Origin of the sequence: Vibrio sp. 1874 (genome assembly GCF_033344395.1) — a bacterium.
GTDB classification, from domain to species: domain Bacteria; phylum Pseudomonadota; class Gammaproteobacteria; order Enterobacterales; family Vibrionaceae; genus Vibrio; species Vibrio alginolyticus.
This window is the reverse complement of sequence record NZ_JAWPOR010000001.1, coordinates 158,254-170,711: the sequence shown is the minus strand read 5'-3', so window position 1 is coordinate 170,711 and position 12,458 is coordinate 158,254. Positions and strand designations below refer to the sequence as shown.

At 45.2% G+C, this 12,458-nt stretch carries 15 protein-coding genes; 7 read left to right on the top strand and 8 right to left on the bottom strand.

Going from position 1 to position 12,458, the window contains the following annotated elements:
- The first annotated feature begins 87 nt into the window (after nt 1–87).
- Complete coding sequence (locus tag R8N46_RS00840) at nt 88–354, top strand: DUF2999 family protein (protein ID WP_004746427.1); 267 nt, start codon at nt 88–90, stop codon at nt 352–354.
- A 110-nt stretch (nt 355–464) separates the two neighbouring features.
- On the opposite strand, the gene R8N46_RS00835 is transcribed toward R8N46_RS00840, so the two are convergent.
- On the bottom strand, nt 465–1,052 hold the full coding sequence (locus R8N46_RS00835) for a GNAT family N-acetyltransferase (protein ID WP_115386866.1): 588 nt from the start codon (nt 1,050–1,052) through the stop codon (nt 465–467).
- Nucleotides 1,053–1,143: 91 nt separating this feature from the next.
- Complete coding sequence (locus R8N46_RS00830) at nt 1,144–2,007, bottom strand: helix-turn-helix domain-containing protein (protein WP_115386867.1); 864 nt, start codon at nt 2,005–2,007, stop codon at nt 1,144–1,146.
- A 184-nt stretch (nt 2,008–2,191) separates the two neighbouring features.
- Between R8N46_RS00830 and R8N46_RS00825 the strand changes: the two genes are divergently transcribed.
- Together R8N46_RS00825 and R8N46_RS00820 are read left to right on the top strand one after the other, a co-directional pair.
- On the top strand, nt 2,192–3,091 hold the full coding sequence (locus R8N46_RS00825; protein WP_115386868.1) for an AraC family transcriptional regulator: 900 nt from the start codon (nt 2,192–2,194) through the stop codon (nt 3,089–3,091).
- Between the two features lie 298 nt (nt 3,092–3,389).
- Entirely contained in the window at nt 3,390–4,487 is a 1,098-nt protein-coding gene (locus R8N46_RS00820) for a YdcF family protein (RefSeq protein WP_042522253.1), read from the top strand.
- A 53-nt stretch (nt 4,488–4,540) separates the two neighbouring features.
- On the opposite strand, the gene R8N46_RS00815 is transcribed toward R8N46_RS00820, so the two are convergent.
- From R8N46_RS00815 to R8N46_RS00805, 3 genes are all read right to left on the bottom strand, one after another.
- Complete coding sequence (locus tag R8N46_RS00815) at nt 4,541–4,876, bottom strand: type II toxin-antitoxin system RelE/ParE family toxin (protein ID WP_020195558.1); 336 nt, start codon at nt 4,874–4,876, stop codon at nt 4,541–4,543.
- A gap of 13 nt (nt 4,877–4,889) precedes the next feature.
- Nucleotides 4,890–5,132 carry a type II toxin-antitoxin system Phd/YefM family antitoxin gene (locus R8N46_RS00810; protein ID WP_005383516.1) on the bottom strand — a complete coding sequence of 81 codons (243 nt, stop codon included), beginning with the start codon at nt 5,130–5,132 and terminating at the stop codon, nt 4,890–4,892.
- A 264-nt stretch (nt 5,133–5,396) separates the two neighbouring features.
- Entirely contained in the window at nt 5,397–5,819 is a 423-nt protein-coding gene (locus R8N46_RS00805) for an organic hydroperoxide resistance protein (protein ID WP_064369558.1), read from the bottom strand.
- Between the two features lie 137 nt (nt 5,820–5,956).
- Here R8N46_RS00805 and R8N46_RS00800 point away from each other — a divergent pair, with 137 nt between their 5' ends.
- From R8N46_RS00800 to ahpF, 3 genes are all read left to right on the top strand, one after another.
- Nucleotides 5,957–6,415 carry a MarR family winged helix-turn-helix transcriptional regulator gene (locus tag R8N46_RS00800; RefSeq protein ID WP_064369557.1) on the top strand — a complete coding sequence of 153 codons (459 nt, stop codon included), beginning with the start codon at nt 5,957–5,959 and terminating at the stop codon, nt 6,413–6,415.
- A 305-nt stretch (nt 6,416–6,720) separates the two neighbouring features.
- Nucleotides 6,721–7,278, top strand: coding sequence for an alkyl hydroperoxide reductase subunit C (gene ahpC / locus R8N46_RS00795; RefSeq protein WP_005374632.1), 558 nt, complete (start codon nt 6,721–6,723; stop codon nt 7,276–7,278).
- 334 nt (nt 7,279–7,612) lie between these two features.
- Nucleotides 7,613–9,181, top strand: a complete 1,569-nt coding sequence (gene ahpF / locus R8N46_RS00790; protein ID WP_005374617.1) for an alkyl hydroperoxide reductase subunit F — start codon at nt 7,613–7,615, stop codon at nt 9,179–9,181.
- Between the two features lie 250 nt (nt 9,182–9,431).
- On the opposite strand, the gene R8N46_RS00785 is transcribed toward ahpF, so the two are convergent.
- Nucleotides 9,432–10,001 (bottom strand): hypothetical protein, encoded by a 570-nt coding sequence (locus R8N46_RS00785; RefSeq protein ID WP_064369556.1) that lies wholly within the window; start codon nt 9,999–10,001, stop codon nt 9,432–9,434.
- A gap of 229 nt (nt 10,002–10,230) precedes the next feature.
- On the opposite strand from R8N46_RS00785, the gene R8N46_RS00780 reads away from it, so the two are divergent.
- Nucleotides 10,231–10,650 (top strand): VOC family protein, encoded by a 420-nt coding sequence (locus R8N46_RS00780; protein ID WP_005374615.1) that lies wholly within the window; start codon nt 10,231–10,233, stop codon nt 10,648–10,650.
- Between the two features lie 77 nt (nt 10,651–10,727).
- Here the strand turns inward: R8N46_RS00780 and R8N46_RS00775 are convergent, their stop codons facing one another.
- Both R8N46_RS00775 and R8N46_RS00770 read right to left on the bottom strand, forming a co-directional pair.
- The gene (locus R8N46_RS00775; protein WP_017634523.1) at nt 10,728–11,267 is read right to left on the bottom strand and encodes a CAP domain-containing protein; all 540 of its coding nucleotides are present in this window, start codon (nt 11,265–11,267) and stop codon (nt 10,728–10,730) included.
- A 128-nt stretch (nt 11,268–11,395) separates the two neighbouring features.
- A complete protein-coding gene (locus R8N46_RS00770; protein WP_115386869.1) occupies nt 11,396–12,352 on the bottom strand; it encodes a LysR family transcriptional regulator in 957 nt (318 codons plus the stop codon).
- Between the last annotated feature and the right edge of the window lie 106 nt (nt 12,353–12,458).

The following is a 12,458-nucleotide window of genomic DNA, read 5'->3' as shown; positions in this document are numbered from 1 at the left end:
CCCAATTATTCAGCTAGTACAAACACCGGTAACCGAGTGATACACTGCACCTCAGTGTCATCCAATGAATGATTGAAAGGAAATATGATGAACCCAATTATCGCCTTGCTGAAAGAGAACAACATCAGCGATGAGCAAATCAACGAGATTTTTCAGACTCTGACGCAAAACCCTCTAGCGGCAATGGCAACAATCAGCCAACTAGGTTTGCCACAAGACAAGCTACAAATGCTGATGGCGCAAGTGATGCAAAACCCTGCGCTAATCAAAGAAGCCGTAGACGAGTTGGGATTGGATTTCTCAAAGGTTGAAGAAGCAAAAGAGAAGCTTCAAAGCCAAAACCAAGGCAACTAAGTCTTAGCCATTTAGCGCTGAATATAGAAAAGGCCGTTAACCCGAGCATGTGGGTTAACGGCCTTTTTTGTTCGCTACGTTGTTGTTAGCTAATTTTTGTCGGTTAATGATCAGCGATTTAAAGACGCGAATTGTTCTGCGGTCATGCCGTAGTAAAGCTTGTCGTCAAAGCCTTGCTCTAGTTTGTAGTAGTTTTTCTGACGGCCTTCTTGAGTAAAACCATTTTTCTCTAACGTCTTGTAAGAGCCAGCATTAGAAGCGTAGCAATCCGCACTGACTTTATGGGCGTTTAGCTCAGTAAAGCCAATCTCGGTCATCATTTGACAAGCGCGAGTCGCAACGCCTTTGCCCCATGCGCAAGTAGGTAATTGATAACCCACTTCGTAGTTGCCAGTTAAGAACATCACCGCGGTCACTGCACACATTCCCATGTACTGGCCTTGTTGGTCGCGAATCACGAACGTTGGGCTATCTGGCCAAACACCGTCTTTGAGCGCTTGTGCCGTATTTTCAATAATAGGGCCAAAGAAACCCTCATACAGGCTGTTGTCAGCAGGTGCGAAGAACAGATACTGATTGACCTTATCGTCGTTCAACATCTCGATAATATCTTGTAGATCAGAGCCTTGAATCAGTTGGATAGTCAACGATTCGTTAAATGGGATGGCTTCGCCTTGTTTTAGTTTTTGATATGACATGTGTTACCTCGTTATCTGCTGAAAATAGTAGCCCAGCGGATAAGAGAAAAATTGGATTTTTGCGACAACTTTCGGGCTGATTAGCAATGTATTACGACTCAAAGTCGCCATAGATATCGATGGTTAAGTCACGCTTTTTCAAGTACTTGCTCGGTGTTTTCCTTAGCTGCTGTTTGAGGGTTCGAATCAAATGCGATTGGTCACTGAAACCAAATTGTTGGGAGAAGCTCGCCCAATCAATCGCCTCTTGTTGCTTGTAGAGGGTCAAAATCATCTGCTCCAGACGTGCCATTTGTTGATACTGCTTAACGCTCAGCCCCACCACTTGCTTGAAACTGCGCTCAAGTGTTCTTCGAGAACAGGCGCACTGTTTGGCTATCTCATCAATATCCATCGCTAGCTCAGGTGAGCGTAATGCTTGAGCGTCCATCACGGATACTGCTTTTTGCGATGCCAAAAACGGTTTGGTACGGCAAGGTTCGATATCTAACGCATCTAGATGTTGTTTGATGTAGTTCAGCAAACATTGCGGTGAATCTTGCAACTCTAGCAGCCATAACCCTTGTTGAAAGCGCACATCAAACGCCGTGTTGAGCCAATCAAACCATTCGCATTGGTTAATTGCGCTAACTTGGGATACATCACTAAAAAGTGACTCAATGGCATACAAACCCTCTGGACGAAAGGTGATACCAATACGCTTGATGGGAGCCGTATCTTCCAACAGCAGCAAGTGTTCGTTAGCCGTTAATAAATGGCAGCCTTTGCCAGTAAGCTTAGTGTCTCCCGTGTCGTAGCTGTAGCCTTGCTCTGGTGGCGTAAAGAGTAAATGAGCTCGCGGGTTTGGAATAAGGTGCGGCTTGGGGTCAATGACTTCACCCTCTGGTACTTCCAAGTACCACACTTGATGAATGAGCCATTCGTACTCTGGCAGAGTGTGTTTCCAAGCTATCATGATTGTCCTAGCGGTTAGTAAAGATAATAAGCGCAACGTTTTTGCTTAAACATCTGTTAGTTGAGTGTGACTGATTGACGCGCATCTCGCCACGCATTTCTCACCCTGCTCCCTTGCAAGCTTGTTGGATTGCGGTAGGCTTTGAGCAGAGAAAACAAGCTGAACAGAACAAGGAAATACCCCGATGCGCGTCGACTACCACCAACGACTGGTTCCTGTGATTCGTTATTTAGAACAAAACTTTAATGAACCACTCAACCTGCCAGAAGTGGCCGCGCTGGCAAACCTTTCTCCTTATCACTTTCATCGCACCTTCAAAGCCGTGCAAGGCGAGACATTGGCCGATTTCATTCGACGTTTACGTTTAGAAGCCGCCGCCGATGACTTATTCAAATCCAAGCAACCGGTATTAAACATTGCCCTAGAGTACGGATTTGCTAGCTCACAGAGCTTAGCCAAAGCCTTCAAACAACATTATGGCGTCACACCTACAGCCTTTCGTGACTGCGAAAACTACCAGCAATTTTCTGAATTAGCACGAAACAGCAAGATTGGACACACGTTGCGCAAGAATGGAAACGAAGTAACACCAAGCGATTCATATACTGGCTCTGAACTCACCAAATGGAGCATGACAATGGAAACGCAAAACTTTGAAAAAGCAAAACTGGCTTACATTCGCGTAAACGGCCCTTACGGCCAAGGCTATGAAGAGCCGTCAGGTCGCCTGTATCAATGGGCAGGAATGAAAGGTTTGGCAGGCAATACCTGCATCTTCATCTACCATGACAACCCAGAAATCACGCCAGACGAGAAGTGCCGTACTGACATCTGTCTAATGGTGCCAGAAGATACCGAAGTTCCGAAAGGTATTGAGCTGCAAGACTTCCCCGGCGGTCAGTATGCGGTGATGCGCCAGCACATTACTGACCCGAGCCAATACTCAAAAGCGTGGGATGATGTCATGAGCAAAGTGATTGAATCCGGTATTGAGAACGACGATCGTCCTTGCTTTGAGCTTTACCACAGCTTTGACCCACAAACGCACCATGCAGACGTTAGCTTCTGCACTGCCATCAAATAAACCAAAAGCCTGCATCGTTGCAGGCTTTTTCATTTCTTACTCTGGTTGCTTAAATCCGTTCTTCCAAACGCTGTTTATCTTTTAATCCAATTACTTAGAACACGAACGAATACCTCAGTATTTTCGTGATCCTACTTCGCGTTTTGACCACGCGCGTTCATTCGCTCGGCTGAGTTGGGATTCATTTCACAGATTATTCATGAAGCGAACCTAGACTGAAAAAATTCTATCGACCCCGTTCGACCTACAACGCTAGGCACAATAAAAACTAGGTACTACAGCACCTCTAGGACATTCCATGAAGAAGAACTTACTTGCCATTGCTCTTGGTAGCGTAATTGCGCTGACTGCTGCCCCATACTCTATCGCGGCTAACGATGCTGCTATCCAATCTTCCGCCGATTACTCACAGATCGTCACCAAACGTCAGGTTGTCGACCAACTGCTGAATGACGCGGTACAGGCATTCAAATCCCCTGCGCGTATCTCGCATGCGGGTTTTACCGCCAAAATGCCGAGCAACATGGAGATTGTTACCGACCGCTTACTAGAAGCATACAAACTTGAGCCGTACCGCACTGATCTACTGATTTCTGCAGCAAACGCGCAGATCTATAACAAGAATGCAGACCGCGCGATTGAACTGTTTGAACAAGCCCTTTCTGTCGCACCAGACGATGTGGATTTGCACGCCTACTTAGCGGTATGGCAACGCTTTGAGGGCAACCAAGCAGAATCAGCGAAACACATGGCGACACTCACTAAACTCAATGCAGGTAAAGCCGCAGACATCCAACGCATCTTCGACACCGTAGACCGCGTACTTGCAACGCCACTAAAAGAGAAAGCCGATAAAGGCAAACTGGATGACAAAGGCGCTATAGTCACGTTGGGATACGCGCTGAACCCAGATGGTTCAATGCACCAAATCTTGGTTGAGCGTCTGGAAACCACGCTAGCAATGGCGAAAGCAAACCCAGACGCGTTGATCGTGTTGACGGGGGGTGTACCGAAGAACCACAAAACCGAAGGCAAATTAATGGCAGATTGGCTGATTGAAAAAGGCATCAGCAAAGATCGCATCATTGAAGAAAACTACGCCACCAGCACGGTAGGTAACGCCCTATTCAGCAGCTACGCATTGGCACGTCATAACATCAAGCACGCGACCATCATCAGCTCAGCGAGCCATGTGCGCCGTGGTCAAACCTTGTTTGAAATCGCAAGCTGGCAAACTGGCCCGCAAGACATCACTTTTGACACAGTGAGCTATCCAGACAAGCCACTGAAAGACTTAGCCAAAGCCAGCGATGGCGAATTGCTTGGTATCTACCGCGATGCACTGCGTACCTACGGTATGTGGAGCTACCGCTCTTACCCGCTAGAGTCGCGTTAATACACTAGAGCCAGAAAGCAAAAGAGACCGCGTTAATGCGGTCTCTCATAGAATCATTTGAACATGATGCAGTGGTCAATCAATGCGTTTTGTAGGTTTTGTTTGTCACTCAGAATCACTAGAGCATAGATAGTATTTTTGTCACCAATTCGGTAAAGCAGCTTGAATCCATCAAAGCTAAATTGCCGGATGTCGTAAACACCGATTGTTGTCAGTTCATAACAAGGGGGATAGATAGACGGGTTATTCAAAACGTTGTGTTCAAACCTCTGCTGAACCGCAATTAATCTATCAATCACATCGTTGCGAGCGCTCCAGTTCGATAAATAGTTAATACTCTGAATAGCCGTATTTTCAAAGGTTTGTGTATAGAGAACTTTTGCTTCCATGCTCGTATCAAACTCAATCTTTGAGTGCTGCTAACGTGCTCTTCATATCTTCTGATGACTTTACACGTTCATTCGCAACATCATTTTGAGCAAAGCTAACAAACTTCATTAAAGCAATGGCTTCATCACGCTTCTGACGTTCTTCATAAGACTCAACGACATAAATAGGCTTACCATTTTGCGTAATCGTCATTGGCTCATCCAGTTCAAGCTTCGCAGCATTCTTTTTTAGATAACTTACCGTTTCAGTGCTCATCACATGACTCCTATCGGCAACCTCGCTGGTGTAACAACAAGCGAATCCAGCCGAACTATACTGCAGGTTTGACCGAAATATTTGAATCAATAGAAAGTGCTAATCACATTCTATTTTTCGTTTAGATTTTGACCTAATCTTGCCAACTATACCTGTGCATTTCGAACAAACCAAATTAAGTTTGAATTTAGACTCCTACTTCAAATATAGAAAAAGCCTGCGTACTTGCAGGCTTTCTTGTCTTTGTGCAGTGATAAGAACCGCTTAAATTGCTTCGCCGTTTACCGTTACTACCACATCAATGTTGCCACGAACTGCGTTTGAGTATGGGCAAACTTGGTGTGCAATGCGCGTTAGTTCTAGCGCTTGTTCTTGTGGCATGTCTAGCTCTACGGCTAGGCTCACTGTTAGTGCAAAGCCGCCGTTATCGTTCGGACCGATGCCCACTTCTGCCGTTACAGGAGCGCTTTTCAGGTTTACTTTACCTTCACGTGCTACGTGCAAAATCGCGTTAGAAAAACACGCTGAATAGCCCGCTGCAAAAAGCTGTTCTGGGTTAGTTGCTGCGCCTGTGCCGCCCATTTCCTTCGGGTATGACAGCTCTAGATCGAGAAGACCGTCATCTGTTTTTACTTGACCATTACGACCAGCCAAAGCGGTAGCTTGAGTTTTGTATAGAGTAGTCATGCGAGTGTCCTTCTCAATTTAAGTTGCGCACAATTTAATTGCTTGCAATCTTATATCGAAGTAAAGATCGTTTGCAACTATATTGTGCACAATTTATTTTATGACTCTCTTTCTCTATGAGCAGGTAGGCAGCGCCAATGAGCCAGTGTTACACCGACAACACCATGACCAACGACGATAAACTCTTACTCGAAAACCAAGTTTGCTTCCCGCTCTACAGCGCAGCAAATGCAGTGATCCGAGCGTACCGCCCGTTGTTGGACGAGCTTGATCTGACTTATTCGCAGTACTTAGTGATGATGGTGCTGTGGGAGAAAGACGGTGCCAGCGTAAAAGAATTGGGGTCACAACTGCATTTGGACTCAGGCACACTCACACCGCTGCTTAAACGCTTAGAAGCAAAAGGCTATGTAGAGCGTGGTCGCAGTGAAACCGATGAGCGCGTTCGCGTACTCAACCTAACAGAGCAAGGTCGTGCCCTTAAAGAGCAAGCTAAGTCGGTGCCAAACGCCATGATGTGTAAAATCACCTTAGAGCTAGATGAAATGATCATGCTGAAGAAGTTGTGTGGCAAAGTGCTCGACAACCTGAGCTAACAAGATAGAAGCATCCGCTTCACCACTTCCTATTAGAAAGAGCCTGCCGAGATGCAGGCTCTTTCGATCTTGTTCAGAACATCCACTTAAGGTCATCATCAGTATTCTCTATTGCTAATCCGCCTTCATCTTCAATAAAACCTATCAATGCAAACCCACTTACATCGGATATGCCTATCAAGTGAAATAGGAAATGGCTATCAATAGGATAGTTACAAGCGATTTTCCTTAAACACACTCCGATGAGAATATACTTTCCGAAAGCAACAACAGCTCAGCTTAAAACATTCAAAGGAAAGTAAATTATGATTAATACTCAAATCAAACCATTTGCAGCTACAGCGTACAAAAACGGCGAATTCGTTGAAGTAACAGAACAAGACGTCCTAGGTAAATGGGCAGTATTCTTCTTCTACCCAGCAGACTTTACGTTTGTATGTCCAACAGAACTGGGCGACCTAGCAGACCACTACGAAGAGCTACAAAAACGTGGCGTAGAAGTTTACTCAGTATCAACTGACACACACTTCACTCACAAAGCATGGCACGACAGCTCAGACACAATCGGTAAGATTCAGTACTACATGCTTGGCGACCAAACAGGCAACATCACAAACAACTTCGGTGTGATGCGTGAAGGTCAAGGTCTTGCAGACCGTGCAACGTTCCTAATCGACCCAGAAGGTACTATCCAAGCAATGGAAATCACTGCTGAAGGTATCGGTCGTGACGCAGAAGACCTACTACGCAAAGTGAAAGCAGCTCAATACGTAGCAGCGCACCCAGGCGAAGTTTGCCCAGCTAAATGGAAAGAAGGTGAAGAGACACTAGCTCCATCACTAGACCTAGTTGGCAAAATCTAAGCCACTGAAATTTAAGTTCTAATCAGTTCCGATTTCCTTTTTCTGATTAGAACTGAATTAGAGAGCACTTCAGGTTAGATACCTTGACGACCTTCTGCCTGATTTGCTCTCTCCCCCTCAGGTTTTATCTACAGTAACCACTTTTTATTACCTATCTGAATAAGTAGGTGTGCAGTAATTGCGTAGAAAAAATCGTTTAGAACCAGGCATAGATTTTCGATAGCTAGTTACTCTAACTACAAAATCTATAACGCAGTTATCAACGATTTTAGCTAGCAACAATGAACAAATACTTGTTTTGATTGGTAACTATTTAATTAAGGTAGTAACAACTATGTTAGACCAAGCGATCCAACAACAACTCAAACAATATCTGGCTAATGTAAAAGAAGAAGTTCGTTTAGTGGTTAGTCTAGATGAAAGCAAAGCATCGAATGACATTTTGTCTCTAGCGAACCAAATCGCAGAGATGAGCGACCTAATCACCGTTGAACGTGACGACAACGCAAGCGCACGTAAACCAGTGATGGCGGTAACTAACCCAGCTAAAGGCACAGCACTACGCTTTGCAGGCTTGCCAATGGGTCACGAATTTACCTCTCTAGTATTGGCACTGCTTCACTCTGGCGGTCACCCAATCAAACTAGAACCAGAAGTGATTGAGCAAATCGCAGCACTAGACAAAGATCTAGACGTAGAAATCTTCATTTCACTGTCGTGTCAAAACTGTCCGGACGTGGTTCAAGCGTTCAACATGATGGCGGCGATCAACCCGAAAGTAAAAGCAACCATGATCGACGGTGGTTTGTTCCAAGATGAAGTGAAACAACGCGACATCATGGCAGTACCAAGTGTATTCGTGAACGGTGAGCTATTCGGTCAAGGCCGTATGTCTCTGACTGAAATCCTAAACAAAGTGGATGACGGCGCGAGCGAGAAAGCGGCGAAAGCACTAAGCGAAAAAGACCCATACGACGTGCTTGTTGTCGGCGGTGGCCCTGGTGGTAGCGCAGCTGCTCTTTATGCTGCTCGTAAAGGTATTCGCACTGGTGTTGTTGCTAAACGCTTTGGTGGTCAGGTTATGGACACCATGGCAATTGAGAACTTCATTTCGGTAAAACGTACTGAAGGTCCAAAACTGGCAACTGACCTAGCAGAACACCTAAAAGAATACGATGTAGACGTCGTGACTGAGCAACAAGCTGAGAAGCTAATGGGTGCAGCACACACAGAAGATGGTTTGATTCACATCCAACTTGAAAGCGGCGCAACGCTGAAGAGTAAGAGTGTCATCTTAAGCCCAGGTGCACGCTGGCGTGAAATGAACGTTCCGGGAGAGCAAGAGTACCGCAACAAAGGTGTCGCGTACTGCCCACATTGTGACGGTCCACTGTTCAAAGGCAAGAAAACTGCGGTTATCGGCGGTGGTAACTCAGGCATCGAAGCAGCTATCGACCTTGCTGGTATCGTAGAACACGTAACGGTTCTTGAATTCGCAGACGTACTTCGCGCAGACCAAGTGCTTATCGACAAAGCGAACTCACTACCAAACGTAGACATCATCACGATGGCGCAAACAACAGAAGTGGTGGGTGACGGTACTCGCGTAACAAGCTTGAAGTACAAAGACCGCAACACAGACGAAATCAAAGAGATTGAACTGTCAGGTATCTTTGTTCAAATCGGTCTAGTACCAAACACAGAATGGCTAAAAGATTCAGAAGTAGCCCTATCTGAGCGCGGTGAGATTGAAGTCGGTAGCCGTGGCGATACTAGCCTAGAAGGTGTGTTCGCAGCGGGTGACGCAACAACCGTTCCTTACAAACAGATCATCATTGCGATGGGTGAAGGTGCAAAAGCAAGCTTAGGCGCATTTGACTACCTAATCCGTAAGCAAGGTTAATCTCCAAATTTCTTGGACACAAAGCGCACGGTGCTGTGTTTTCTTCCCCGGAAAACCAATCGGGGCACCGTGACAGCGATGAGTAACAAGAAATAAAATCAAAAAACTAGAAGCCCAAAGACTTTGCCAGCAGGTACTAACTGCTGGCTTTTTTGGTTTTTTTTTTGGGGGGGGGGGAACAAATTATTACTAGAAATAACAGAGTAAAATAAAGCTGCCGAAATACACTTAGGGTGAAACATTGCGGGCTTTAACTCGTTTCTACTGCTTCAAATATCAGACCTTTTAGCTGACAACGATGGTAAATTTCATACAAACCACCTAATTCATCATTGCAGTAAACACCGCTTCCGTTATTTTCAATCCTGAACAAGCCTCCGGATTTGATTGATTTAATACTCAACACTAATTTTTTAAACCGCTTTACACGACTTGGCTTACCATTAGCTCTTACATTTAACACAGTGCGATCCTTATCAATGGCATCGCAAGTTTTGAGTATGTTTATGGCATACCAACGCTCGCCAGCGACGCGTAATGGCAAAAACTCACAACTGGAATCAAGAGCTTCGTTTATTTGATTATATGCGGACTCAGAACAAGCAAACTCGCCTGCACGCCAGATTGCAAAATCAGGTTTTGTTGTAAGCATGTGGTTATCACTCACCCACTCCAAATCAATAATCATCCAAGTATCAGCGACACGCTCACCACATAACTCCCGCAAATCGCCATCCGAGTATTGTATAGAAATCTCTAGTTGAGTTTCTTGTAAAAAAGGGAAATTCTCAACATCATGATTAAGTGTAAAAACTTTCATCTTTTGCTTACTTAAATCAAACGGTTAACTGGAAGTCCCCATCATGTAACATCTTTCCAATCTTGCACAAGGTTTCAATGATTTCTGTGTGAGCCAACTCTTCAGTGTCAGCTGCCTGACCTTTATAAATGGCGTCTACAAATAAAATCAAAAAAGCCCTTTACCTCAACTTTACTTGAGGTTTTAGCATATTCATCGTTGGCTAGAAAATGACAAAAAGGAGCACATCATGATCCAACTAGAACATATTAACTTAGTCGTGAAAGATATCCCTGAAATGCTGAAGTTTTACCAAACTGCATTTCCACATTGGTACGTGCGTGATGAAGGTAAAGGCGAATGGAGTGGCAAACCAAGAAACTGGCTACATTTTGGCGACGAGTATCAATACATAGCCATGAGTGACCATGGCGAAGGAGAAAACCGCGAGTTGAGCGGGCACCAAGTTGGGCTAGCGCATTTTGCTTATGTGACCAACAACGTCGATGCAATCATCAAAAGACTAACCGATGCAGGTTATCCGATTGCCCAACCTGGTGCTGATGAACCTTACCGCAAAAATGTGTATTTTGTTGACCCTGCCGGTTTTGAGATTGAATTTGTTGAATACCTGGCGGATGACCCAAAACTTCGTAACCTGACAAGCTAAAAGAGATGTAAATAATAAAACGCCAGCAGATAGTGACTGCTGGCGTTTTATTTTATCTATCAGGCTTCTTTATCGCATTAGCGCTGTTTGGCAAAAACCTGAGTCCAGTAATATCCGTAGCGTGCAGAGTGATTTTCGACAAGCGACGCGCCCATCTGATCAAAATCCGCACTCATGATATTAAGGCAGTGACCTTCACTCGATAACCAAGCATTAATGACGGCGTTAATGCTGCTTTGCCCTACGGCGACATTCTCACCAATGGCGCTCCAAGCATAACCCGTTGCGTTAACTCGATCTGACATTTTGCTGCCATCAGAGCCTGTGTGGCTCATGAAATCGCTGTTCGCCATATCGCTTGAATGTCGATAAGCGGCGCTTTCCAAATCGTAGCTCCAAGTCAGGGCCCCAACAGGTGGCATGGTGGTTGCGCCACACTGTTGTGTAGTAGAGCGGGCGCTGTTGACCGCTGCAAGCATCTGCTCGGCAAATGTGCCTTGTGACGATGTGGAACCTGTGTTTTGTGAGCCGCTTTCTGCTGGGGCTGACGACTCCCCGTCGCCGCCACATGCGCTGAGAAGTAGGGCCAAAGCAGGCACTAAGATCTTAGTTGGCATTGTCTTTCCTTTATGAGTGACGAAGAGCAAACTGCGCTTTTCGATAATAACGCCCAATAAACTAACAAAAACCAATAAAAGCGCCATATAGCTTAGGGGGGTTTTAACCAAAGACTCACATGAAGTTTTCAATCGCCTTGGTTCGGTCGATAAATCGGCAACGTTTCAGCCCAAGTATGGAATGGCGTTTCATCCATATCCTGTATTGCTTGAGTGATAAAATCGATGAACACCCTAACTCGTGCAGGCACATATTCCCGGTTGGCATAGAGAAGATACACGCCATTTCCTGCTTGGCGCATGCTCGGAAATATCGGCACTAAACGCCCCGATTTAAGCCAGTCTCTCGCGATAAAATGAGGGATCTGAGTTAATCCTAAGCCTTCTGCGCAAAGCTCTGCCATGGATTCACCGTCATTTACAATATAGTTTCTTTCGGGGTCATATTCACTCGCACCGTCTGGTTCTGGCATCCGAATCGGCAACAGTTTCCCCGTTTGTTTAAAACGAAAACGAACCCAAGAATGGTCATTGAATACATCCGGGCCACTCGGAACACCATGGCGCGCTAAGTAATCCTGACTGGCACAAATGATAAAATCGATAGGGCTCAGCTGACGCACAATCAATTGACTATCGTGAACGACACCAGAGCGAATCGACACATCAATACCTTGCTCAATAATATCAACGTAGGCGTCATCGTAATGAATATCGATAGTGATGTTAGGGTAGCGGCGACAAAACTCTTTTAATAAAGGACGAATATAGAGGCGACCGTACGAGACTGGCACATTAATCTTAAGCTGCCCTAAAAGCGCATCATTGTGACTTTTTAATGAATCCTCACATGCCGCCAGCTCCTCCAGTACAAACCTAGCAGTATTTGCGTACCTACGACCAGCTTCTGTCAGGCGGCTCTGTCGCGTAGAACGTTGAAAAAGCTGTATACCCAAATCGCTTTCAAGACGATGTATGGCTTTACTCACGGTCGAAGGGTCAGTGCCATACACTTTGGCAGCCGCAGCAAAACTACCGCCATCTAAAGTGGCAATAAAAAATCGTAGGGACCGTATCTTATCCATATAACCAATGAACTCTATTCATGAATTTTATTCACTTTAGTAAAGACCAAGTGGCTCTTCAATCACTAATCAGCCTAAATATAATGAACCTCAATAACTTGATGCT